General features: G+C 73.1%; 23 protein-coding genes, 1 tRNA gene and 1 pseudogene. 16 read left to right on the top strand and 9 right to left on the bottom strand.

What is annotated here, in order from left to right; all coding sequences use genetic code 11:
• Positions 1–3: 3 nt before the first annotated feature.
• Both BLS43_RS31975 and BLS43_RS10505 read left to right on the top strand, forming a co-directional pair.
• Positions 4–1,014 (top strand): annotated as a pseudogene (locus tag BLS43_RS31975) (biotin carboxylase N-terminal domain-containing protein); the annotation flags it as partial.
• A 61-nt stretch (positions 1,015–1,075) separates the two neighbouring features.
• Positions 1,076–3,379, top strand: coding sequence for an acetyl-CoA carboxylase family protein (locus tag BLS43_RS10505; RefSeq protein WP_218129772.1), 2,304 nt, complete (start codon positions 1,076–1,078; stop codon positions 3,377–3,379).
• 42 nt (positions 3,380–3,421) lie between these two features.
• On the opposite strand, the gene mftG is transcribed toward BLS43_RS10505, so the two are convergent.
• The gene (gene mftG / locus BLS43_RS10500) at positions 3,422–4,843 is read right to left on the bottom strand and encodes a mycofactocin dehydrogenase MftG (protein WP_093081231.1); all 1,422 of its coding nucleotides are present in this window, start codon (positions 4,841–4,843) and stop codon (positions 3,422–3,424) included.
• Between the two features lie 33 nt (positions 4,844–4,876).
• A complete protein-coding gene (locus BLS43_RS10495; RefSeq protein ID WP_093081412.1) occupies positions 4,877–5,728 on the bottom strand; it encodes an aldo/keto reductase in 852 nt (283 codons plus the stop codon).
• A 247-nt stretch (positions 5,729–5,975) separates the two neighbouring features.
• On the opposite strand from BLS43_RS10495, the gene BLS43_RS10490 reads away from it, so the two are divergent.
• The 4 genes from BLS43_RS10490 to BLS43_RS10475 all read left to right on the top strand — a co-directional run bounded on the left by BLS43_RS10490 (position 5,976) and on the right by BLS43_RS10475 (position 10,876).
• Positions 5,976–7,469: a class I adenylate-forming enzyme family protein gene (locus tag BLS43_RS10490; protein ID WP_093081226.1), complete on the top strand. Its 1,494-nt coding sequence runs from the start codon at positions 5,976–5,978 to the stop codon at positions 7,467–7,469.
• Between the two features lie 266 nt (positions 7,470–7,735).
• The gene (locus BLS43_RS10485) at positions 7,736–8,980 is read left to right on the top strand and encodes a M18 family aminopeptidase (RefSeq protein ID WP_093081221.1); all 1,245 of its coding nucleotides are present in this window, start codon (positions 7,736–7,738) and stop codon (positions 8,978–8,980) included.
• A 40-nt stretch (positions 8,981–9,020) separates the two neighbouring features.
• Positions 9,021–10,436 (top strand): amidase, encoded by a 1,416-nt coding sequence (locus tag BLS43_RS10480; protein ID WP_093081216.1) that lies wholly within the window; start codon positions 9,021–9,023, stop codon positions 10,434–10,436.
• Complete coding sequence (locus tag BLS43_RS10475) at positions 10,433–10,876, top strand: YdeI/OmpD-associated family protein (protein ID WP_093081211.1); 444 nt, start codon at positions 10,433–10,435, stop codon at positions 10,874–10,876. Before BLS43_RS10480 ends, BLS43_RS10475 begins: the two co-directional genes overlap by 4 nt.
• 114 nt (positions 10,877–10,990) lie before the next feature.
• On the opposite strand, the gene BLS43_RS10470 is transcribed toward BLS43_RS10475, so the two are convergent.
• Positions 10,991–12,124 (bottom strand): pyridoxal-phosphate dependent enzyme, encoded by a 1,134-nt coding sequence (locus BLS43_RS10470; RefSeq protein WP_218129771.1) that lies wholly within the window; start codon positions 12,122–12,124, stop codon positions 10,991–10,993.
• A 77-nt stretch (positions 12,125–12,201) separates the two neighbouring features.
• Between BLS43_RS10470 and BLS43_RS10465 the strand changes: the two genes are divergently transcribed.
• From BLS43_RS10465 to BLS43_RS10455, 3 genes are all read left to right on the top strand, one after another.
• Positions 12,202–12,807, top strand: a complete 606-nt coding sequence (locus BLS43_RS10465; protein ID WP_093081206.1) for a F0F1 ATP synthase subunit B — start codon at positions 12,202–12,204, stop codon at positions 12,805–12,807.
• 88 nt (positions 12,808–12,895) lie between these two features.
• Complete coding sequence (locus BLS43_RS10460; protein ID WP_093081201.1) at positions 12,896–13,360, top strand: DUF2975 domain-containing protein; 465 nt, start codon at positions 12,896–12,898, stop codon at positions 13,358–13,360.
• The gene (locus BLS43_RS10455) at positions 13,360–13,584 is read left to right on the top strand and encodes a helix-turn-helix domain-containing protein (RefSeq protein WP_093081196.1); all 225 of its coding nucleotides are present in this window, start codon (positions 13,360–13,362) and stop codon (positions 13,582–13,584) included. The genes BLS43_RS10460 and BLS43_RS10455 overlap by 1 nt, the downstream gene beginning before the upstream one ends.
• A gap of 210 nt (positions 13,585–13,794) precedes the next feature.
• Here the strand turns inward: BLS43_RS10455 and BLS43_RS10450 are convergent, their stop codons facing one another.
• The 4 genes from BLS43_RS10450 to BLS43_RS10435 form a co-directional block, all read right to left on the bottom strand.
• Positions 13,795–14,079 carry a PIN-like domain-containing protein gene (locus BLS43_RS10450; protein WP_093081191.1) on the bottom strand — a complete coding sequence of 95 codons (285 nt, stop codon included), beginning with the start codon at positions 14,077–14,079 and terminating at the stop codon, positions 13,795–13,797.
• Entirely contained in the window at positions 14,054–14,779 is a 726-nt protein-coding gene (locus BLS43_RS10445) for a DUF433 domain-containing protein (RefSeq protein WP_093081186.1), read from the bottom strand. The genes BLS43_RS10450 and BLS43_RS10445 overlap by 26 nt, the downstream gene beginning before the upstream one ends.
• Before the next feature lie 128 nt (positions 14,780–14,907).
• Positions 14,908–14,995: transfer RNA gene (locus BLS43_RS10440), tRNA-Ser, on the bottom strand.
• A 17-nt stretch (positions 14,996–15,012) separates the two neighbouring features.
• Positions 15,013–15,489 (bottom strand): MarR family winged helix-turn-helix transcriptional regulator, encoded by a 477-nt coding sequence (locus BLS43_RS10435; protein WP_245707412.1) that lies wholly within the window; start codon positions 15,487–15,489, stop codon positions 15,013–15,015.
• A gap of 107 nt (positions 15,490–15,596) precedes the next feature.
• Between BLS43_RS10435 and ypfJ the strand changes: the two genes are divergently transcribed.
• Positions 15,597–16,544: a KPN_02809 family neutral zinc metallopeptidase gene (gene ypfJ / locus BLS43_RS10430; protein WP_093081176.1), complete on the top strand. Its 948-nt coding sequence runs from the start codon at positions 15,597–15,599 to the stop codon at positions 16,542–16,544.
• Here ypfJ and BLS43_RS10425 read toward each other — a convergent pair.
• Positions 16,522–16,785, bottom strand: coding sequence for a DUF2695 domain-containing protein (locus BLS43_RS10425; RefSeq protein WP_093081171.1), 264 nt, complete (start codon positions 16,783–16,785; stop codon positions 16,522–16,524). The two genes, ypfJ and BLS43_RS10425, sit on opposite strands and share 23 nt — an antisense overlap.
• Before the next feature lie 203 nt (positions 16,786–16,988).
• Positions 16,989–17,624, bottom strand: coding sequence for a GNAT family N-acetyltransferase (locus tag BLS43_RS10420; protein WP_093081402.1), 636 nt, complete (start codon positions 17,622–17,624; stop codon positions 16,989–16,991).
• A 43-nt stretch (positions 17,625–17,667) separates the two neighbouring features.
• On the opposite strand from BLS43_RS10420, the gene BLS43_RS10415 reads away from it, so the two are divergent.
• The 6 genes from BLS43_RS10415 to BLS43_RS10390 are packed head-to-tail and all read left to right on the top strand — an operon-like array spanning position 17,668 to position 22,215.
• Complete coding sequence (locus tag BLS43_RS10415; RefSeq protein WP_093081167.1) at positions 17,668–18,651, top strand: NAD(P)H-quinone oxidoreductase; 984 nt, start codon at positions 17,668–17,670, stop codon at positions 18,649–18,651.
• A gap of 7 nt (positions 18,652–18,658) precedes the next feature.
• Positions 18,659–19,219 carry a bacterial proteasome activator family protein gene (locus tag BLS43_RS10410; protein WP_093081164.1) on the top strand — a complete coding sequence of 187 codons (561 nt, stop codon included), beginning with the start codon at positions 18,659–18,661 and terminating at the stop codon, positions 19,217–19,219.
• 30 nt (positions 19,220–19,249) lie between these two features.
• Entirely contained in the window at positions 19,250–20,116 is an 867-nt protein-coding gene (gene wzm / locus BLS43_RS10405) for a galactan export ABC transporter permease subunit Wzm/RfbD (protein WP_093081398.1), read from the top strand.
• Between the two features lie 5 nt (positions 20,117–20,121).
• Positions 20,122–20,880, top strand: a complete 759-nt coding sequence (gene wzt, locus BLS43_RS10400; RefSeq protein ID WP_093081392.1) for a galactan export ABC transporter ATP-binding subunit Wzt/RfbE — start codon at positions 20,122–20,124, stop codon at positions 20,878–20,880.
• Positions 20,881–20,882: 2 nt separating this feature from the next.
• Positions 20,883–21,794, top strand: coding sequence for a galactofuranosyltransferase GlfT1 (gene glfT1 / locus BLS43_RS10395; RefSeq protein ID WP_093081387.1), 912 nt, complete (start codon positions 20,883–20,885; stop codon positions 21,792–21,794).
• A gap of 4 nt (positions 21,795–21,798) precedes the next feature.
• Entirely contained in the window at positions 21,799–22,215 is a 417-nt protein-coding gene (locus BLS43_RS10390; protein WP_245707411.1) for a GtrA family protein, read from the top strand.
• Positions 22,216–22,292: the final 77 nt, after the last annotated feature.

Below are 22,292 nucleotides of genomic sequence, written 5' to 3'. Positions count from 1 at the left end.
TCCGTGCCCACGCCTTCTCGGTCAGCTCACCACGCCCTACCACCCGGCCATGATCACCGAAGCCAGGTCAGAACCCCTACAGGACACGCCCTAGTCGCTCCAGCGACTAGTGCCGCTCACAGGGTGGTGAGGGCTGCTGAACGAACGCTTGACCGGTTCTCGTGTGCGTGGGTACAACCGAGGCCCGCCGCACGTCCTGGAGGCCTCGTGACCCTGCTCGTCGCCAACCGGGGCGAGATCGCCGTCCGGCTCGTCCGGGCCGCCCGCGAGCAGGGGCTGAGGACCGTCGCCGTGTACGCCGCGGAGGACGCGGCGGCACCGCACGTCACGCTCGCCGACGAGGCGCACGAGATCCCCGGGTACCTGGACCAGGACGCGCTGGTCGAGGTCGCGCGGCGCGCAGGCGCCGAGCTCGTCCATCCCGGCTACGGCTTCCTCAGCGAGAACGCCGCGTTCGCGCGGCGCTGCGCGGCGGAGGGTCTGATCTTCGTCGGCCCCCGTCCCGAGCTGCTGGACCTGTTCGGGGACAAGGTCCGCGCCCGCGCCGCGGCGTCCGACGCCGGCGTCCCGGTGCTCCCCGGCACACTCGGCCCCACCTCCCCGGCGGAGGCCGCCGCGTTCCTGGCCGAGCACGGCGCCATGATGGTCAAGGGGCTGTCCGGCGGCGGCGGACGCGGCATGCGTGAGGTCACCGACCCCGCCGACCTGGCGGAGGCGTACGCCCGCTGCCGGTCCGAGGCCGACACCGGCGAGGTGTACGTCGAGCGACTGCTCGGTGCGGCCCGGCACGTCGAGGTGCAGATCGTCGGAGACGGCACCCGGGTGCGCCACCTCGGCGAACGGGACTGCTCGATCCAGCGCCGCCACCAGAAGCTGATCGAGATCGCGCCCGCGCCGTTCCTCGATCCCGCCGTGCGACGGCGGCTCCACGAGCACGCGGTCCGGATCGGGGAGCACGTCGGCTACGAGAGCCTCGGCACCGTCGAGTTCCTCGTCGAGGGCGAGGACGTCTGGTTCCTCGAGCTCAACCCCCGCCTGCAGGTCGAGCACACCGTGACCGAGGAGGTCACGGGGGGTGGACCTCGTCGAGACGCAGATCCGGCTCGCACAGGGCGGTCCGCTGCCGGCGCTGGACGCCGCGCCGCGGGGGTTCGCGATCCAGGCCAGGGTCAACACCGAGGAGCTCGACGCGGACGGCACCCCCCGACCCCGCGCGGGCCTGCTCACCGCGTTCGACCCGCCCGCCGGCCCGCACGTCCGCGTGGACACCTACGGCTACGCGGGCCTGCGCACCGGCCCGCGCTTCGACTCCCTGCTCGCCAAGGTGATCGCGCGCGGCGCCACCTTCCCGGAGGCGGCCCGGCGGGTCGACGCCGCAGTGGCCGAGTTCCGGATCGAGGGCCCGGCCACCACCATCCCGTTCCTGCGCGCGGTCCTGACCCACCCGGACTTCACCGGCGGCCCGGCGGACACGGGGTTCGTGGCGGCACACCTCGCCGAGCTGCGGAGCACCACGCTCCCCGGACGGTTCCCCGCGACCGCGCCGGCACCGGAGGTCGAGACCGCGCCGCCCGACGGGGTCACCGCGCCGATGGACGGGGTGCTCCTCGAGTACGCCGTCGAGCCCGGCGCGCGGGTCCGGCGCGGCGAGCGGCTGCTGGTCATCGAGGCGATGAAGATGGAGTTCACCGTCCGCGCCGAGACCGCCGGAACCGTGGGCACCCTGCTCGCCGAGGTCGGGGCCGTCGTCGAGGAGGGGGCGCCACTGCTGGTGCTGGAGCCCGCGGAGGCGGACGAGGTCGGGGCCGCCCCCGAGATCGCCGCGGACGAGGGCTGGGCCCGGGAGGCCGAGGAGGTCCACACCCGCCGCGCCCTGGCCCGCGAGATGGGCGGCCCGGCCAAGGTCGCCCGCCAGCACGAGACGGGCAGGCTGACCGTCCGCGAGCGGATCGACGCGTTGGTGGACAAGGGGTCCTTCTCGGAGATCGCCCCGCTCACCGGCTTCGCGACCTACTCCGAGGACCACGAGCTCACCGCGCTGCTCCCGGTCAACTTCGTGTCCGGCACGGCGCGGATCGACGGGCGCCGCGCGGTCGTCGGCGCGGACGACTTCACCATCCGCGGCAGCTCCGGGGACGCCGCGATCTGGCAGAAGCAGGTCTTCACCGAGGAGTACGCGGGGGCCATGCGGCTGCCCGTGGTCCGGCTGCTCGACGGCGCGAGCGGCGGCGGCAGCGTGGTCACCGCGCAGCGCAACGGCTACCACTACCTGCCGGTCAATCCCGGGTGGGACGCGGTCGTCGAGAACATGTCGCTGGTCCCGGTCGTGTCCGCCTGCCTCGGCCCGACGGTGGGGCTCGGCGCCGCCCGCCTGGCCATGTCGCACCTGGCGCTGATGGTCGAGGGCATCGGGCAGGTGTTCACCGCGGGGCCGCCGGTAGTGCAGGGCAGCTCGGGCGAGGACCTGACGAAGGCGCAGCTGGGCGGCGCGGCGGTGCACCGGGACAACGGCCTGGTGGAGCGGTTCGTCCGCACCGAGCCCGAGGCGTTCGGGGTGATCCGCGGCTTCCTGTCCTACCTGCCGTCGAGCGTGTTCGAGGTGCCGCCCGTGGTGCCGACCGAGGACCCGGCGGACCGCGCGGACGCGGGCCTGCTGCACGCGGTGCCGCGCAACCCGCGCGAGCCCTACGCGGTGGACGCGCTGCTGGAGGCGGTCTTCGACCGGGGCTCGGTCTTCCGCTACGCCGAGTACGGCGGGGCGACGGTCACCGCGCTGGCCAGGCTCGACGGTCACCCCGTCGGCGTGGTGGCCACCGACCCGACCCGCGGCGTGACGATCTCCGCGGAGGGCGCGCAGGCGATCACCTGGCTGGTCGATCTCTGCGAGACCTTCCACCTGCCGCTGGTCAGCCTCACCGACCAGGGCGGCGCGTCGATCGGCTCCGGCGCCGAGCGCAAGGCCACCATCCGCTTCGGCGTGCGGGCCATCGCGGCCGTCTACCAGGCGCGGATCCCGCAGGCCGAGATCATCGTGCGGCGGGTGTTCGGCGTCGGCGGGGCCGGGATCGTCAACCGGCACCGGGCGAACCGGACGTGGGCCTGGCCCTCGGCGACCTGGGGCTCGCTGCCGGCGAAGGGCGGCGTCGAGGCCGCGTTCCGGGCGCAGCTGGCGGGCGTGGCGGACCGGGCCGCGGAGATCGCCAGGATCGAGCGGGAGCTGGAGACGCTGGCGTCCCCGTTCCGGACCGTCGAGCGGTTCGGCGTGCAGGACCTGATCGACCCGCGGGAGAGCCGGGCCGTGCTGTGCGAGTGGGTCCGGGACGCCTACCGCCTGCTTCCCGAGCAGCTCGGCCGCCCGGCCTTCGGCACCCGCCCCTGAGCACCCGTGAGCGGCGATGGTCGCCCTGGCGACCATCGCCGCTCACGAGGAGAGCAGGGCGGCGGCGCGTTCGCCGACCATGACCGCGGTGGCGGCGGGGCCGCGGCGGGGGACGACGGGCAGCACGCTCGTGTCCGCGACCCGCAGGCCCTCGACGCCCAGGACGCGCAGCTCGGGGTCCACCACCCGGCCGAGGGCGGCGCTGCCGCAGAGGTGCACCGAGGTCGTCAGGACCTCCTTGATCCAGCCGTCGAGGCGGCGGTCGACGCCCAGGGTCGCGCCGTCCGGCCCCTCGCGGTGCAGGTCCGCCACCCGCAGCAGGTCCGCGGCGATCCGGACGGCGGCGCGCAGCCGTCGGCGGTCGGCCTCGGTGCGCAGGTAGCGGTAGTCCAGCCGCGGCGGCGCGAGCGGGTCGGCGGAGGTGATCGTCAGGGACCCGCGGCTCTCCGGGCGCTGCAGCGCGCACATGAGGTGGACGGGACCGTCGGGGGTGAAGGGCCGGGCGAACAGCAGGATCTCCAGGTCGCCCGCGGGGTCCGAGCCGGAGTCGAGGTGCAGCGCCGCCTGTCCGGCGACGGCGTCGGGGTGCGGTGGCGCGCCCGGCCACCGGAAGGGCAGGTAGACGCTCGGATGATCGGACCACCCCTGCCCCACCGGCAGCTCCGCCCGCTGCGGCACGCCCGCCGCCCGCAGCACCTCGGCCGGCCCGATCCCGCTGTGCAGCAACAGGTGCGGCGAGCCGACCGCCCCCGCACACAGCACCACCTCGCCCGCGGCGACGATCCCCGCGGTCGTCTCGACGCCGACCGCCCGCCCCCGCTCGACGACCACGCGCAGGGCCCGCACGTCCGTCCGCACGTCCAGCCCGGCCCGTGGGGCGGCCCCCCACGGCGGCGGGAGGTAGGCCGTCGCGGTGCTGATCCGGACGCCGTCGGCGGCGTTGCTCGGGATCAGGCCCGCGCCCGGGGGGCCGCCCGCGTTCTTGTCGGGCTCCGCCGGACAACCGAGCGCCGCGCAGGCCCGCAGGAACTCCGGGGTGACCGGTGCGAGCAGGTCACCCGCGGGCCTGCGCAGGCGCAACGGACCCTCGCCGTAGCCGAAGTCCAGGTCACGCGCGGTGTAGAACGGCGCGACGTCCGCCGCGGCCCAACCCGGCACCGCCCAGTCCGCGAAGTCCTGGGGCACGGCCCGCACGAAGTACGCGCCGTTGATCGCCCCGGAGCCGCCGACGACCCGCCCACGCGGCACCGCGACGACCCGATCGCGCACCAGCTCCGCCGAGTACGCCCAGTTCAGCGGGTGCCCCGGCGCCGTCGCGGCCAGGGACGCCACCGAGGTCACGTCCGGCAGGGTGGACGCGGGCCCGGCCTCGAGCAGGCACACCGAGCGGTCCCCGCGCGCCGCCAGCCGCCCGGCCAGCGCACATCCGGCGGACCCGGCCCCCACCACCACGACGTCGACCATCGCGGTCGAGCATGCCGGCCCGACCCGCCTGGGTCAGAGCATCTCCAGTGGGGTCGGGCGCCGGGCCGGCGGGAACGCGCCGTCGAGGGCGGCGAGGTCCTCGGTCGTCAGCCGGACGTCCAGGGCGGCGGCGTTCTCTCGCACGTGCTCGGGATCGCCCGAGCACGGGATCGCCATGACACCGTCCGTGCGCAGGACCCAGGCGAGAGCGACCTGCGCGGGTGTCGCGCCGTATCGGCGGGCGATCGCGGCGAGGGTGGGCTCGTGGAGCAGCCGGCCCTGCTCCACCGGCGAGTAGGCCATCAGCGGGACGCGGTGGCGGTGCAGCCAGGGGGCCAGGTCGTACTCCGGCCCGCGCCGGGTGAGGTTGTAGAGGACCTGGTCCGTCGACACGCCGGCCCCGCCCGGCACGTCCATCAGCTCGGTCATGTCGTCGACGTCGAAGTTGCTCACCCCCCAGTAGCGGATCGCCCCCGCGTCGAGCAGCTCGGAGAACCCCGCCAGGGTGTCCGCGAGCGGGACCGAACCCCGCCAGTGCAGCAGGTAGAGGTCGATCCGATCCGTGCCGAGCCGGGCGAGGCTCTCCCGGCACGCCCGCACCGTGCCCGCCGCGGTGGCGTGGCCGGGCAGCACCTTGTCCACGAGGAACACCTCGTCCCGCCGGCCCGCGATCGCCTCGCCGACCAGGACCTCCGACGCGCCCCGGCCGTACATCTCGGCGGTGTCGACGACGGTCAGGCCCAGGTCGAGACCGGTGCGCAGCGCGGCGATCTCCGCGGCCCGCCGCGCCGGGTCCTCCCCGAGGTACCAGGTGCCCTGGCCCAGCGCGGCGATGCGCTCCCCCGACGGCAGCGTCACCGTGCGGGCGCCCGTGCTCGCGGTCATCTCCACCTCCGGTCGTCGACGCGGTCCCACCCATCATGGCGCGGGCCCCGAACACCCGCCTCCACCTCCCGGGCCCCACACGCCGCCGCGGCTTCGCCCCGCGGGGCCGAGGAGATTGCTCGCGCCGGGGTCGGCGGAAGCAGTGCGTGACGCCCCAGGTCCGGCCGGGTAGGTTCCTATAGTGAATCCCTGATCACCTCACGACGGCGTGAGCACGTGGCGCGCGGTCCGGCTGAGGAGGACCGCCATGAACATCGCCACGCTCCTGCGCCGCAGCGCGGCGGCCCACCGGTCCGAGGTCGCGCTCCGGCTGGACGACGTCGAGATCGACTACGCCGGGTACGCCGACCGCGGGGCCCGTTTCGCGACGTACCTGCGGGACTGCGGGGTGGCGCCGGGCGAGCGGGTGGGGTTCTTCCTGCCCAACTGCCTCGAGTACCTGGTCGGCCTGCTCGGGACCTGGCAGGCGGGCGCGGTCGGCGTCCCGCTCAACCACATGTTCCCCGACGCACCGCTGCGCCACGCCGTGCTGGACTCGGGGGTGCGGGTGCTCGTGGTGCTCCCCACCGACCGCGACCGGGTCGCGGCGGTGCTGGGGGACGAGGGCCCCGACCTGCTCACCACCGCCGAGCTCGCCGACGCCCTGGCGGCCCGCGAGCCCACCGCGCAGGTCGTGCCCCGCCTGGACCGCGAGGACGCCTGCATCATGTACACCTCGGGCTCCACCGGGGTCCCAAAGGGGGTGCGCCAGACCCACCGCAACCTCGTCGCCGAGGCCGAGGGCGCGATCGGTCGCTACGAGCTGACCGGCGCCGACCACGTGCTGAACTGCATGCCGCTGTTCCACGTCGGCGGGCTGCAGCTGGCGAGCCTGCCACTGCTGCTGCTCGGCGGGCAGATCACCTTCATGCCGCGCTGGGACGTCACACGCTGGCTCGAGCTCGCCCAGCGGCTGCGCCCGACCTTCGGCGGCCTGATCTCCACGATGATGATCGACGTCGGCAACCGGACGGTGCAGGCGCCGGTGGTCCTGGACTCCTTCCGGATCTGCATGTTCGGCGGCTCCCGCACGCCCACCGCCGCGATCGACCGGCTCGAGGCGGGGACCGGGATCAAGGGCGTGGAGATCTACGGCCAGACCGAGCAGAACGGCCTCGTCGTGACCTACGGCCCCGGACAGGAGCGGCGACCGGACTCGATGGGCACTCCGCTGGAGCAGATCGTCCGGACCCGGCTCGTGCCGGTCGACGGGGGCCCGGACCTGCGACCGGGGGACGACGGTGTCGGCGAGCTGTGGGTGCAGGGAGACGCCGTGACACCCGGCTACTGGAACATCGACGTGCCCGAGAAGTGGTCCGACGGCGGGTGGTTCCGCACCGGCGACCTCATGTCCCAGGACGCCGACGGCTACCTCCACTACGTCGACCGGATCGACGACATGATCGTCTCCGGTGGGGAGAACGTGTTCCCGCAGATGGTGGAGGAGCACCTCGCGAACCACCCCGACCTCGCCGAGGTCGCGGTGATCGGGACGGCCCACGAGCGCTGGGTGGAACAGGTGACGGCCGTGGTGGTGCCCAACAAGGACGGCGTCACCGTGGAACAGATCGCCACCTGGTGCGCCGCCAACCCCGACCTGCGGGGCATGCACAACCCGAAGCGCATCGAGATCGTGGACGCCCTCCCCCGCACCGGGAGCGGCAAGCTCAACCGCCCCGAACTGCGCACGCTGTTCCCCTGACCCGGGAGGGCGGGTGTCACGCGTCGGGCCGGGTGCCGCTTGGGCGTCCCAAGCGTCGCTCAGTGGCGCTTGGGCGTCCCAAGCGTCACCGGGTCGGGCCGAGTGCTGCTCGGGCGTCCCAAGCGTCGCTCAGCGGTGCTTGGGCGTCCCAAGCGTCACCGAGACGGGCGAGTGCTGCTTGGGCGTCCCAAGCGTCGCTGAGTGGCGCTTGGGCGTCCCGAGCGTCACTCTGCGGGCCGCGCATCGGCGGATGCGAGGATGCGGACGTGACCGACCGTGCGCAGGACCTCGCCGCCTTCGTCACCGCGTCGCCGACGCCCTACCACGCGGTCGCGGAGGGGGTCCGCCGGTTGCGGGCCGCGGGCTTCACCGAGCAGGTCGAGTCGGCGGAGTTCGACCCCACCCCGGGCGGGCGCTACCTAATCCGGGACGGGACGCTGCTCGCCTGGCGACAGGGCGCCGCCCCGAGCCCCCTGCGGATCTTCGCCGCACACACCGACTCGCCCACGCTGAAGGTCAAGCCGCGCCCGGACACCGGGGCCGGCGGCTGGCGCCAGGTCGGCGTGGAGATCTACGGCGGCGCGCTGTGGAACTCCTGGCTGGACCGCGACCTCGGGCTGGCGGGCCGGCTCGCGCTCTACGACGGCAGCCTCGTCCCGGTCCTCGTCGACCGCCCGCTGCTGCGCGTCCCCCAGCTGGCGATCCACCTGGACCGCCAGGTCAACCAGGGTCTCGAGCTGGACGCCCAGCGTCACATGCTCCCGATCTGGGGCCTCGGCGCCGCCCGCGAGGGCGACCTGGTCGAGTTCCTGGCGGCCGAGGTCGGCGTCGACCCGGGTGAGGTGGCCGCCCACGATCTCGTGGTCTTCGACCTCACCCCGCCCGCCCGGCTGGGTCGGGACCGGGAGCTGCTCGCCTGCCCCCGCCTGGACAACCTGGCCTCCGTGCACGCCGGCCTCGACGCGCTGACCGGCGCGGACGCCGACGGGACGACCCCGGTGTTCGTCGGCTTCGACCACGAGGAGATCGGCTCCGGTTCCGCGACCGGCGCCGCGGGCCCGCTGCTGGAGACGCTGCTGACCCGTCTCGCAGGCGGTTTCGACGTCCGTGACCGGATCTTCGCGGGGTCGCGGTGCCTGTCCGTGGACGTGACGCACGCGGCGCACCCCAACTACCTGGAGCGCCACGACCCGGACCACCGCAGCATCCCGAACGGCGGGCCCACCCTCAAGGTCAACGCCAACCAGCGCTACGCCACCGACGCCCCCGGTGCCGCCGCCTGGCAGCGCGCCTGCCGTGCCGCCGGCGTCCCCACGCAGGTGTTCGTGGGGAAGAACACCGTCCCCTGCGGCACCACGGTCGGCCCGATCACGGCCACTCGGCTGGGGATCCGCACCGTGGACGTCGGGATCCCGGTGTTGTCGATGCACTCCGCCCGCGAGCTGTGCGGGGTGGACGACCCGGCGCACCTCGCCGCGGCGGGGAGGGCGTTCCTCGCCGACCCGACCTGACGGCGACGATCGGGCCCGCATGGGCGATACGGTCCAATCCATGGACGACGTCTGCTTCGCGACCGCCCGCGAGATGGCCGCCGCCCTGCGCGCGGGGGAGATCTCGGCGCGCGAGCTGACCCGGGCCCACCTCGACCGGATCGAGGCGGCCAATCCGCGGGTCAACGCCGTCGTCACGCTGACCGCCGAGCGGGCGCTGGCCGAGGCCGCGGCCGCCGACGCCCGGTTCGCCGCGGGCGAGGACCTCCCGCCGCTGCACGGGTTCCCCATGGCGCACAAGGACACCCACGCCACGGCGGGCATCCGGACCACGAAGGGCTCGCCGATCCTGGCCGACCACGTCCCGGACACCGACGAGCTGGTGGTCGAGCGGCTCAAGCGCGCCGGGGCGATCACGCTGGGGAAGACGAACGTGCCCGAGTTCGCCGCCGGGTCGCACACGTTCAACCCCGTCTTCGGGGTGACCCGCAACCCCTACGCGCCCGACCGCAGCGCCGGGGGCAGCTCGGGGGGCGCCGCGGCGGCGCTGGCGACCGGCATGCACCCGCTCGCCGACGGCAGCGACATGGGCGGCTCGCTGCGCAACCCCGCGTCGTTCTGCAACGTCGTGGGCCTGCGGCCCGCCCCGGGGCGGGTGCCGAACTGGCCGGACGAGGCCGCCTACTCCACGATGAGCGTGCGCGGCCCCATGGCGCGCACCGTCTCCGACGTCGCGCTGCTGCTGTCGGTCATGGCCGGGCCGGATCCGCGCAGCCCCATCGCGATCGACGCCCCGGGCACGCTGTTCGACGTCCCCCTGGAGCGCGACCTGCGCGGCCTGCGGGTGGCCTGGTCCCCCGACCTCGGCGGCACGATCCCCGTCGACGCCGCGGTCACCGCCGTCCTCGAACGACAGGTCCACACGTTCACCGAGCTGGGCGCCGTCGTCGAGCGGGCGGACCCCGATCTGCGGGGTGCCGACGAGGTCTTCCGCACCCTGCGCGCCTGGTACTTCGCCCTGTCGATGGGCTCGCTGCTCACCCGGCACCGGGACCGGATGAAGGCCACGCTGGTCGGCAACATCGAGGAGGGACGGCGGCTGTCCGGGGGTGACGTGGCCCGCGCCGAGATCCTGCACTCCGCTCTCTACCAGCGCATGCGCGTGTTCTTCGAGACCTACGACCTGCTCGCGCTGCCCGTGTCGCAGGTCCCCCCGTTCCCCGTCGAGATGGAGTACCCGACGGAGATCGCCGGCGTCGCGCAGGGGTCCTACATCGACTGGATGCGCTCGGCGTACCTGATCTCGGCGTTCGGGCACCCGGCGCTGTCGGTGCCCGCGGGGTTCACCCCGGACGGGCTGCCCATCGGCCTGCAGCTCGTCGGGCGACACCGCGGCGAGCTCGCGCTGCTCCAGGCGGCCTACGGCTTCGAGCAGGCGACCCGGTTCGGGGAGCGCAGGCCCATACTCGCGCCATGAGATTCCGGACGACCGTCGAGCTCGGGGGCAAGACCGCCACCGGCCTCGAGATCCCGGCCGCCGTGCTGGCGGAGCTCGGGTCCGCGAAGCGCCCCGCGGTGACCGTGACGATCGGCGACTACACCTACCGGACCACGGTCGGCGTCATGGGCGGCCGCGCGCTGGTGCCGCTCAGCGCCGAGCACCGCGCCGCGGCGGGGGTGGCCGCCGGGGACGAGGTGGAGGTCGACATCGCCCTGGACACCGCGCCGCGGACCGTCGAGGTCCCGAGCGACCTCGCGGCCGTGCTGGCGGCCGAGGGGCTGCGCGAGCGGTTCGACGCCCTGGCCTTCAGCCACCGCAAGGAGCACGTCCGGGCGGTCGTGGACGCCAAGACGGAGACGACCCGCCAGCGTCGGATCGGCAGGGTGCTCGACGCGATTCGACCCCCGGCGCCCTGAAGCAGGGCGCCGGGGACCGAGGGGCACGCGTCGGCTCCCCCCGACGCGTAGGTCCTTGAGCCGAACCAGCATGACCCCCACCTGGAGCCGGCACCAGGTGGCAGAACTGCGTACTCAGGATTGTGGAGACGACCGCACCGACGGGACGTCCTGCACCATCAGCGCCGCGACCGCGTCGGCCGCCTTGAGGGCCGAGCCGGTCAGGACCGCGACCACCCGGTCGTCCTCCCGCAGCGAGCCGCGACGCCGGAAGGCCCGGAGCGCGGGGAGCACCTGTGCGCTGGTCGGCTCGGCGTAGAGGCCGGTGCGGGCGAGCTCGAGGGTGGCGGGGCCGATCGCCCCCTCCGGCACGGCGACCATGTCCCCGCCCGTCGCGCGCACGGCGTCGAGCACCTCGGCCGCCCGGACGGGGCGGGCGATCGCCGTGCCCTCGGCGATCGTGGGCAGCGGGTCGCGGTGCGGCTGCGCGTGGAACTTCCGGACCAGCGGGGCGCAGTGTTCGGGCTGGGCGACGAGCAGCCGCGGGGCGCGCGGGATCGCCCCGGCGGCGACCAGCTCGTCGAAACCCGTGCGGCAGCCGAGGACCAGGCTGCCCGCGCCGCACGGGAGGAGCACGGCGTCCGGCGCGGTGAACCCGAGGTCCTCCCAGATCTCGTAGGCCAGCAGCTTGGTGCCCTGCAGGAAGAAGGGGTGCCAGTTGTGGCTGGCGTAGCGGGTCGTCGCGGCGCGCCGCACGGCCTCGTCCGCGGTGGCCTGCCGATCGCCCGGCACCAGCTCGACGGTGGCGCCGTGCGCGCGGCTCTGCTGGATCTTGGCCGGGGAGGTCGACGCCGGCGCGAGGATCGTCGCTGTGATCCCCGCCGCGGCGGCGTAGGCGGCCACCGACGAGCCGCCGTTGCCGCTGGAGTCCTCCAGGATCGCGCCGACGCCCTGGGCCTTGAGCACCGAGACCATGACCGTGCTGCCACGGTCCTTGAAGCTGCCCGTGGGGTTGAACCACTCCGGTTTGAGGTGGACCGGCAGGCCGTCGAACTCCCTGGTCAGCAGCGGTGTACAGCCCTCGCCGAGGGACACCGGGGGGACCGCGAGCGGCAGCGCCGCGGCGTAGCGCCACTGGGACCGGACGCTCGAATCGACCTGCTCGCGGGTGAGGCCGGGCCCCGGCTCCACGGCCAGCGGCGAACCGTCCTCGCCACGCCACCGCGGGGTGTCCAGCGGGTAGCGATGGCCCGTCCGGTCGGTCTGCACGAGACCATCGTGCCGGGGTCGGTGGCGCAACGGACACCCGACCACATATCTTCTACAGCGGAGAGAAGGAGGGTTCGATGGCCGAGCACGGGTCCGGTGGCAAGAACGCGAAGGGTGCAGCCCTCGTCGCAGTGGTGATCGGGGCTGTCCTGCTCGCCTACCTGCTCTACGTCTTCACCGGGATCGAGGCGCCGCTGGGCGCCGACCTGACCGAGATCATCGTCGGACTCGTCGCGTTCGCGGCCGTGTTCGTCCTGCTCTCCCGCATGATCCTGCCGAAGTTCGAGCAGATCTACGCCGAGCGCGCCGACCGGATCGAGGGTGGGCTCGCCCGCGCCGAGGAGGCCCGGGCCGAGGCCGCGCGGCTCACCGAGCAGTACCAGTCCCAGGTCGCCGAGGCCCGCGCCGAGGCCGCCTCGATCCGGGACGCGGCCCGCGCCGAGGGCGCCGAGGTGCGTGCCGAGCTCCGTGCGGCCGCCGAGCAGGACGCCGCGAGCATCCGTGCCGCCGCCGCCGAGCAGATCGCCGCGCAGCGTGCCGCCGCCGAGCAGAGCCTGCGCGGGGACGTCGGGACCCTCTCCACCCAGCTGGCCGAGAAGGTCCTGGGCAGCTCGCTCTCCGCCACCTCCGGCTCGTCGGTCCAGGGCTACCTGGCCGAGCTCGACGGCGCCCGCCGCAACTGAGCCCCGAACCAGCCCGCACCGCACGGTGCGGGCTTTTTCGTGCCCGACATCCATTGACTTTCGATAGGTATCGCTCGAAAGTCGATACATGACTCCCGTCGTGATCCGCGCGTTGCGCGTGGTGCTCGTCGCCCTGGCCCTCGCCGCGCTGGCCGCCCAGGTGCTTCTCGTCGTCGTCCCGCTGACCCAGCTCGCCCGGCCGGTCGACGGGCTCGACGTGGTCTTCATGGTGGCTCCCGTGCTCGCCCTGCTCTGCCTGGAGCTGGGCCTCGTCGCGCTGTGGGTGCTCCTGACCCGGGTGGAGCGGGAGGTCATCTTCGACGCGTCCGCGGACCGGTGGGTGTGGGTGATCGCGGCCTCGGGCCTGCTCGCCGCCCTGCTCGTGGCCGGGATGGCCGCGCTCGTCGGCGAGCTGGACGACGCGCCCGGCCTGATCCTCGTCGGCGGCGGGATCGGCCTGTTGGGTGTGGCGTTCGCGCTGCTCATGACCGTGATGCTGGGGCTGCTCCGCACCGCGACCGGGCTGCGCCGCGAGCTCGAGGCGGTGGTCTAGTGGCGATCGTCGTCGACATCGAGGTCCTGCTCGCCCGCCGCCGCATGTCCGTCGCCGAGTTCGCCGACGCCGTCGGGATCACCCCGGCCAACGTCGCGGTGCTCAAGAACGGCCGCGCCAAGGCCGTGCGCTTCTCCACCCTCGACGCCGTCTGCCGCGTCCTGGACTGCCAACCCGGCGAGGTGCTGCGCTGGGTCCCGGACGAAGCGGACATCCACGTGTGAGCCTCGCTGCCGGCGATGTGCACGCTCAGGCATGAGAGTCGCCGGCGCGGACGCCGGGTTGACCACTAGAAGCCCGAACGCAGAGCCCGGCGTTCGATTCGGTCCGGGTGTATGCGGTAGACGAGGGGCCGTCCCGCCGGCAGGCCCGTTCGATCGCAGGCAGGTTCGAGACGAAGCGCGCGACCACCTCGGTCCCGGCGATCTGGCTGCTCACGACGAACGCTTTGAGACGAGCGTCCAGCAGCACCGCGCGCTCCGCGGGGTTCCGCTTCGGATCGCGTCGTCGCACATCAGGACGGCTTCACCGTGCGCCGCGGCGTCTCGCATCCACTGGACGTCGGTCACCTGCTCGTCCTCGGGTATCCCGTAACGCTCGGCGAGCGTCACGAGTTCGATGCCTGCCCGACGCAAACCGGCGGGCACGATCTTCCTGCCGACGCTGCGGTCGAGGAAGAACCGCGGAAAGCCCTCAGGCGGCGGTTGCGGTGTGGACACGGAGGGCGTCGACGAGTTGGTCTTCCGGCACTCCGAAGTCTGCGCTGAGGTCTGCCAACGACTCACCCGCCTTGAACCTGCGGAGGACGATCTCCACGCGTACGGCGCCCGTGGCGAAGATGGGGATCCCGTAGGACCGCTCCGGATCGACGATCACGTCGGCGGAGCCGTACTGAGGCAGATGGATCACGCGGGCGTACCTGTCGTCGGCGAAATCGATCCTGCGGAGGTAGGAGTCGACGACCTCGCGGAACACGAGTTGGTCGTTGCGCGCCACGACCAGGCTCCGGGCCGACCGGGCCTCGGGCGTGTCCCCCTCGCTCTCCGCGTAGTCGTAGAGCACCTCCGCACCGTCGGTGTACAGCGATCGCGACGCGAGGACGTGGTCTATCCCGAGCTGCTCCTGGAGCTGCTCAAGGGCGGGGCGAATGCGTTGGAGGGGGACCCCGGCCTTGCGGAACGCGGAGAGGACGTAGCCTTCCGCGAGTCCGATGAACGGGATCGTCGGCCCGCTGTCGTCGCGCGGGATCGACGTGATGACAGGCGCACCGGTCACGGGTGCCCGCCCGACGGGCCGGTGCTCGTACCCACGAGCCCACGTGGTGAAGGTGCTCCTCGAGACGTTGATGTGTCGCGCCGCATCGGTCACGGAGTACAGCGGGACTGCGAAGCGACGATCTGCTTCGACGGCTGCGGTCACGCCGACAGTCTGGCACGACGAGGCCCCGCCGACCCCCGGATTGGATCAGCTGCAGGCGCGCTGCTGCAGTCGTTGCTGTCGTGGCGCTGAGGCCACCCGGCTCCGACGCCTCACCCGTGCGCCCGGCCTGGCGGAAGCGGAGGGATTCGAACCCCCGACCCGGTTAAGGGCTCTCGCTTTCAAGGCGAGTGCATTCGGCCGCTCTGCCACGCTTCCGGGGCGGAGCCTACCGCTCAGGTGATCGTGCGGAGACCGTCGACCACGCGGGTCAGGAGGTCGGCGGCCTGGGCGCGTTCGCGTTCGTCCAGCAGGTCGACCATGTAGCGGCGCACGCCTTCGACGTGGGTCGGGGCGGCCTGCTCCAGGCGGGTGCGGCCCTCGGGGGTGAGGCAGGCGAAGATGCCGCGGCCGTCGGAGACGTCCCCGTCGCGGCGGACCAGGCCGTTCTTCTCCATGCGGGAGACCTGGTGGGAGAGCCGGGACTTGGACAGGGCGAGGGTGTCGGCCAGCGTGCTCATCCGCAGGCGGCTGTCCTGCTGCTCGGAGAGCACGACGAGCACTCCGTAGTCCATGTGCGAGATGCCGTGTCGGACCTGCAGGTCCCGGTTGAGCCGGTGGTCGAGCATCGTGGAGGCGACGACCCAGGCGCGCCAGAAACGCATCTCGCCCTCGTCGAGCCACTGGGGGGACGCCGCTGCTCCTTCCGACACGCTCCGTAGCGTAATCGTGTCGTGTCGACCTGATCGCCCCGGTGTGGTGGGATCTCGTCGTCCGCCGCCCGCCGGTGATCCGGCCGGGTACTGCGAGGAGGAGCACGATGCGGTTCGACGAGAACGCCGAGCTGGACACGTCGAACATCGACGACCTCCGCCGCGGCGGCGGCGGAGGCGGGGGCATCGGTGGTCGCGTCGCCATGGGCGGTGGCGGCCTCGGCATCGTCGGGCTGATCCTCTTCTTCCTCGTCTCGGCGCTCGGTGGTGGCGGCGGCAGCACCAACGGCGGCGGGTTCGCGCTGCCGGACGGCCTGTCCGGGCTCTCCCAGGGGCAGACGGCGGACACCACCGAGATCGCGCAGTCCTGCCGGACCGGCGCGGACGCCAACCGCAGCATCGACTGCGAGGTGACGGCGGTGGTCAACTCGCTCGACGGCTACTGGTCCGACGCGTTCGCCCGGGCGGGCCAGACCTACCAGCCGCCCCGCACCAACTTCTTCTCCGGCTCGGTGAACACCGGCGGCTGCGGCAGCGCCACCTCGGACGTGGGCCCCTTCTACTGCCCCGCCGACTCCGAGGTGTACATCGACCTCTCCTTCTTCCAGGAGCTCGAGTCCCGGTTCGGGGCACAGGGCGGCCCCTTCGCCCGCGCGTACGTCATCGCGCACGAGTACGGCCACCACATCCAGAACCTGCTGGGCACCAACCGGCAGGTCCGGGCGGGGGACTCGGGTCCGACGTCCGGCTCCGTGCGGTTGGAGCTGCAGGCCGACTGCTACGCCGGGGTGTGGGGCAACCACGCCACGAGCACGCCGACGGCCTCGGGGCGGCCCCTGATCGTCGACGTGAACCAGGACGACGTGAACGCCGCCCTCGACACCGCCGAGCGGATCGGGGACGACTTCATCCAGTCCAACCTCGGCGGCGGCCGCGTGGACCAGAGCCAGTTCACCCACGGCAGCTCCGCACAGCGCGAGAAGTGGTACACCACCGGTTTCCAGACCGGCGACCCCGCGCGCTGCGACACCTTCAGCACGAACAATCTCGGCTGAGCAGCTCCAGCGCCTCGCAGTCGCAGCGCGCACCCAGGGCCCGCAGCCCAGCGGCCAGCGGGTCCCAGGGCACCCGGCGCCCGCGGGCCCACCGCCCGCTCTCGCGCAGGGTTCCGGTGCACGCCCGGCTGCGCAGCGCGCCCGCGAGGTGGCGGTGCAGGTCCGCGGCGGGCGCGCCGAGGGCGACGGACAGCAGGTGCGGCCAGCTCGCGGGGCGGTCGGGGTCCGAGTCGGTGGTCATGGGGGCGACGGTCCGGTGGAGCACCGACGGTTCCGGTGGTCACGGGCGCTGGGGCGGCCGAGTTGTCCACAGCGTCGCCGCGGGTGCTCGGTGAGCCCGAGCCGGCACGTTTCGTGTGCACAGTGCTGTCCGCACCACGCTCACGGCACACAAACGGCGATCACGCGACGCTGAGCGCACGAAACGTGCCATCGTGGCCGGGCTCACCCCGCCCCGAGCAGGCCCGCCAACTCCGCGGTGTGGCCCTCGACCTCCAGCGGCCAGTCCGGGCGGCGGAACGTGGCCGGGGTGAGCCGCAGCCGCAGGTTGCGGGCCGGTTCGCCGCGCGGGGAGTGGATCTCGAAGCCGTCCGGGACGTACCCGAGCTTCTCCGACACCCGCAGCGACGCGGCGTTGTCCGAGAACGCCTCCGAGCGCGCGTGCCGCGCGCCCAGCAGGTCGAACGCGTACCTCAGCACAGCCGCCCGCATCTCGGTGCCGATCCCCCGCCCCTGGGCGGCGAGCCCGAGCCACGAGCCGGAGGCGACCTCGCGGCACACGCCGAACTCGTCCGCCCGCAGGGTCTGCACGCCGACGACCGCGCCGTCGACCCGCACCAGGAAGTGCAGTGCCCACGAGCTCGGCGCGAACCGGGCACGCTCGCCCCAGAAGTACTGCAGCGCGCCGCGCCCCAGGTAGCGCGGGTCGGCGTCGGTCCAGGGCTGCAGGAACGGCATGCGGTCCGGCGGGTGGACACCCCGGTAGGCGACGTCCACGAGCTCGGCCAGGCCCGCGTCGTCGTCCGGGCGGAGCTCGAGCCGAGGGGTGCGCAGGACCAGCGCCGACTGGGGCCAATGCATCGTCCCAGTGCACACCACCGCGCGACCGAATAGCGTCCGCACCATGTACGCGATCACGGTGGCGGAGCCGGGCGGCCCGGAGAACATGCGGTGGACCGAGGTCGAGGACCCCAAGGCGGGCCCGGGCGAGGTGGTGCTGGACGTCGTCGCCTCGGCCGTCAACCGCGCCGACCTGCTGCAACGGGAGGGGAACTACCCGCCGCCGCCCGGCGCGTCGGAGATCATCGGCCTGGAGTGCTCGGGCCGCGTCGCCGAGCTCGGACCGGGGGTCGAGGGCTGGAGCGTGGGCGACGAGGTCTGCGCCCTGCTCGCGGGCGGCGGGTACGCCACCAAGGTCGCGGTGCCCGCCGCGCAGCTCCTCCCCGTGCCCCCCGGCGTGGACCTGACGACGGCGGGCTCGATCCCCGAGGTCGCGTGCACCGTCTACTCGAACGTCCTGATGAAGGCGGGGCTCGCCGCGGGCGAGACCTTCCTGGTGCACGGCGGCAGCAGCGGCATCGGCACCCACGCCATCCAGGTCGCCAAGGCGCTCGGCGCGCGGGTCGCGGCCACGGCGAGCCCGGCACGGTTCGACGTCTGCCGGGAGCTCGGGGCGGACATCGTCCTCGACTACGACGGCGACGTCCCGGCCGGGCTGAAGGACGCGACCGACGGCCACGGCGCGGACGTCATCCTCGACAACATGGGCGCCAAGGGGCTCGCGGCGAACGTCTCCGCGCTGGCCGCCGACGGGCGGCTGATGATCATCGGGATGCAGGGCGGGGTGAAGGCCGACCTGAACATCGGCGCGCTGCTGGTCAAGCGGGCGAGCGTCACCGCGATGGGGCTGCGCGGGCGGCCCGTCGACGGACCCCAGGGCAAGGGGGCCGTGGTCAGCGGCACCCGAGACGTCGTCTGGCCGCTGTTCGCCGAGGGCACGGTGCGCCCGGTCGTGCACGCCCGCTTCCCGATGTCCGACGCCGCGGAGGCGCACCGCACGCTCGCCGCGGGGGGCGTCATCGGCAAGTTGCTGCTGCTCGCGCCATGATGGGGACATGACGGCACCACAGGACGAGAACGAGGGACAGCACCAGGTCATGGTCATCGGGCCCGATGGGCGCCCGGTCGGCATGGCCGCGGTGCCCCAGGGCTCGGAGTCCGAGGAGTCCGAGGACCAGGGCATCGGCGGCATGGTCGAGCAGCCCGCCAAGGTCATGCGGATCGGCACCATGATCAAGCAGCTGCTCGAGGAGGTGCGCGCGGCGCCGCTGGACGAGGCCTCCCGCGCCCGGCTCCGCGAGATCCACGAGAACTCGATCAAGGAGCTCGAGGAGGGTCTGGCGCCCGAGCTGCGCGAGGAGCTGCACCGGCTGTCGCTGCCGTTCACCGAGGACTCCACCCCCAGCGAGGGCGAGCTGCGGATCGCGCAGGCCCAGCTCGTCGGGTGGCTGGAGGGGCTGTTCCACGGCATCCAGACGGCGCTGTTCGCCCAGCAGATGGCCGCCCGCGCGCAGCTCGAGCAGATGCGCCGCGGCCTGCCTCCGGGCATCGGCGGCGCCCAGGTGCCCGGCGGGATGCCGGAGGGTGGCGGCAGGGGCACCGGTCAGTACCTGTGACGCACCCGTCGGTACCCTCGTCGGGTGGCCGTGACCGTGGACGACAGCACCGCCGGGCGTGAGCGCTCGGCGTGGGGTGACGCACCCGGTTCCCGCAGCTGGGCGCGGGCGTTCGGCGATCTGTCGGCGGGGTGGCGGCAGCGGCAGCTGTGGGGTCACCTCGGCTGGCAGGACATCAAGCAGCGCTACCGCCGCTCGGTGCTCGGGCCGCTCTGGATCTCCATCTCGATGGGTGTCATCGCCCTCGGGCTCGGGATCCTCTACTCACTGCTGTTCCAGACCGACATCAAGACGTTCCTGCCGCACGTCGCGGTCGGGCTGTTGATCTGGAACTTCATCTCGGGCTGCATCCTCGAGGGCAGCGAGGTCTTCATCGCCAACGAGGGACTGATCAAGTTCCTGCCGGCGCCGCTGTCGCTGCACGTCTACCGCCTGGTGTGGCGGCAGACCCTGTTCTTCCTGCACAACCTCGTGATCTGGGCGATCCTGATGATCGTCTTCCCGCACCCGCTGGGCTGGTCGCTGCTGCTGGCGATCCCCGGGTTCGCCCTGCTGGCGATCAACGGCGGCTGGATCTCGATCCTCTCCGGCATCCTGGCCACCCGCTTCCGGGACATCCCGCCGATCATCGCGAGCGTCGTCCAGCTGGCCTTCTACATGACGCCGATCGTCTGGTCCGTCGACATCCTGTCCGGCAACGCGGCGGTGCGCGAGCGCGCCCAGCTGGTGGAGATCAACCCGCTCTACCACTTCCTGGAGATCGTGCGGGCGCCGCTGCTCGGCCAGGAGATCGTGTGGCGGTCCTGGATCGTCGTCGGCGTGATCACCGTGGTCGGCTGGGGTGTCGGCCTGCTCTGCATGCGCAACTACCGGGCCCGCGTGGCGTACTGGGTGTGAGTCTCCTGAGCACAGAACCGAGCATCGACCTCGACGGCGCCTGCGTCGACTTCCCGATCTTCGACGCGAAGACCCGGTCACTGAAGAAGTCCGTGTTGGGCCGGGCGGGCGGGCGGATCGGCACCGAGTCCAAGGTGCCGATCATCGAGGCGCTCCGCGACATCTCGATCGGCCTGCGCAAGGGCGACCGGGTGGCGCTCGTCGGGCACAACGGCGCGGGCAAGACCACCATCCTGCGGCTGATGGCCGGCATCTACGAGCCCACCCGCGGCCGCGCCCGCGTGCAGGGCAAGGTCGCGCCGATCTTCGACCTCGCCGTGGGCATGGACCCGGAGATCTCCGGCCTGGACAACATCATCATCCGCGGGCTGTTCCTGGGCATGACCCGCAAGGAGATGGAGGCCCGGGTCGACGACATCGCGGAGTTCACCGAGCTCGGCGACTACCTGTCGATGCCGCTGCGCACCTACTCCACCGGCATGCGGGTGCGGCTCGCGCTCGGCGTCGTGACCAGCATCGACCCGGAGATCCTGCTGCTCGACGAGGGCATCGGCGCCGTCGACGCGGAGTTCCTCGCCAAGGCCAGGGGCCGGCTGAACGAGCTGGTCGAGCGCTCCGGGATCCTGGTGTTCGCCTCGCACTCCGACGAGTTCCTCGCCGACCTGTGCGACACGGCGATCTGGATGGAGCACGGCACGATCAAGGAGTTCGGCCCGCTGCGCGAGGTGCTGCACCACTACAAGGGCCGGGACGTCCTGGCGTGACTCTGCCCCAGGGTTCGGTGGTGGCGGTCGTCGTCACGCGGCACCGCACGGAGCTGCTGGTCGACTCGCTCGCCGCGATCGCGAAGCAGACCCACCCGGTCGCGCACCTCATCGTCGTCGACAACGGGCCGGACCAGCCCGCCCGCGAGGTCGTCGAGTCCTGCGGGGTGCCCGCCACCTGGCTGCCGTCCTGGCACAACCTCGGCGGCGCGGGCGGGTTCGCGCTCGGCATCCTGCACGCGCTCGCCCTGGGCGCGGACTGGGTCTGGCTGGGTGACGACGACGGGCACGCCGGTTCGTCGACCGCGCTGGAGTCGCTCCTCGACGTGGCGATCCGGCGCGACCTGGCCGCCGTGTCCCCGGTGGTCGCGGACAAGGCGGACCCGGAGCGGCTGGCCTTCCCGCTGCGCCGCGGGCTGACCTGGCACCGCACGCGCAGCGCCCTCATGGCGGGGGACGGCGACCCCGAGCTCCTTCCCGGCATCGCGTCCTTCTTCAACGGGGCGCTGCTGCGGGCGTCCACGTTCGACGTGATCGGCGTGCCCGACCTGCGGCTGTTCGTCCGCGGCGACGAGGTGGAGTTCCACCGCAGGCTGGTGCGGTCCGGTCTGCCGTTCGGCACCGCGCTGGAGCCCACCTACCTGCACCCGCAGGGCGGTGAGGAGTTCAAGCCCATGCTGGGCGGGCGGCTCCACGCCCAGGACCCCGAGGACGCCACGAAGCGGTACTACACCTACCGCAACCGGGGGTATCTGATGAGCCAGCCGGGCATGCGGCGGATCGGCCTGTTGGAGGTGCCGCGGTTCGCCTGGTACTTCCTGGTGACCAAGCGTTCGCCGCGCGAGTTCCTGGGGTGGCTCCGGCTGCTCAACCGGGGGCGCGCGGAGCGGTTCCACCGGGCCGATACCCTCTGACACCGTGACGGCCACCGAGAACGCCCCGGCACAGCGCGGGCTCGCCGCCCAGCTGCTGCGGTTCGTCGCGGTCGGCGGGGTCTCGGCGGTCGTCGACTTCGCGGTCTACCACCTGATCCTCGCGCTCGAGGCGCCCACCTGGCTCGCCCGCGCGATCTCGTTCGTCTGCGGCACCACCACGGCGTACTTCCTCAACAAGCGGTTCACCTTCGGCGAGGCCGCGGGCGGGCGGGGCAGGCTCGCCGGGTTCGTGCTGCTCTACGGCACGACGTTCGGCATCGCCGTCGGGGTGAACGCGCTGGCGCTGTACCTGCTGCCGGACATCGCGTTCAAGGCGTCGATCGCCTGGGTGATCTCGCAGGGCACCGCCACCGCCATCAACTTCGTGATGTTGCGCTGGGTGGTCTTCCGGGCGCGGTGAGCCTCCGGGCTCCGGGCTCCCTCTTCCACTGCCAACGACTTTGCGCTACAAAGTAGCTATCACCGCAGAGTTGTTGG

Origin of the sequence: Pseudonocardia oroxyli (assembly GCF_900102195.1) — a bacterium.
Lineage (GTDB): Bacteria > Actinomycetota > Actinomycetes > Mycobacteriales > Pseudonocardiaceae > Pseudonocardia > Pseudonocardia oroxyli.
The sequence above is the reverse complement of the archived record's forward strand: the minus strand, read 5'-3'. Positions and strand labels throughout refer to the sequence as shown.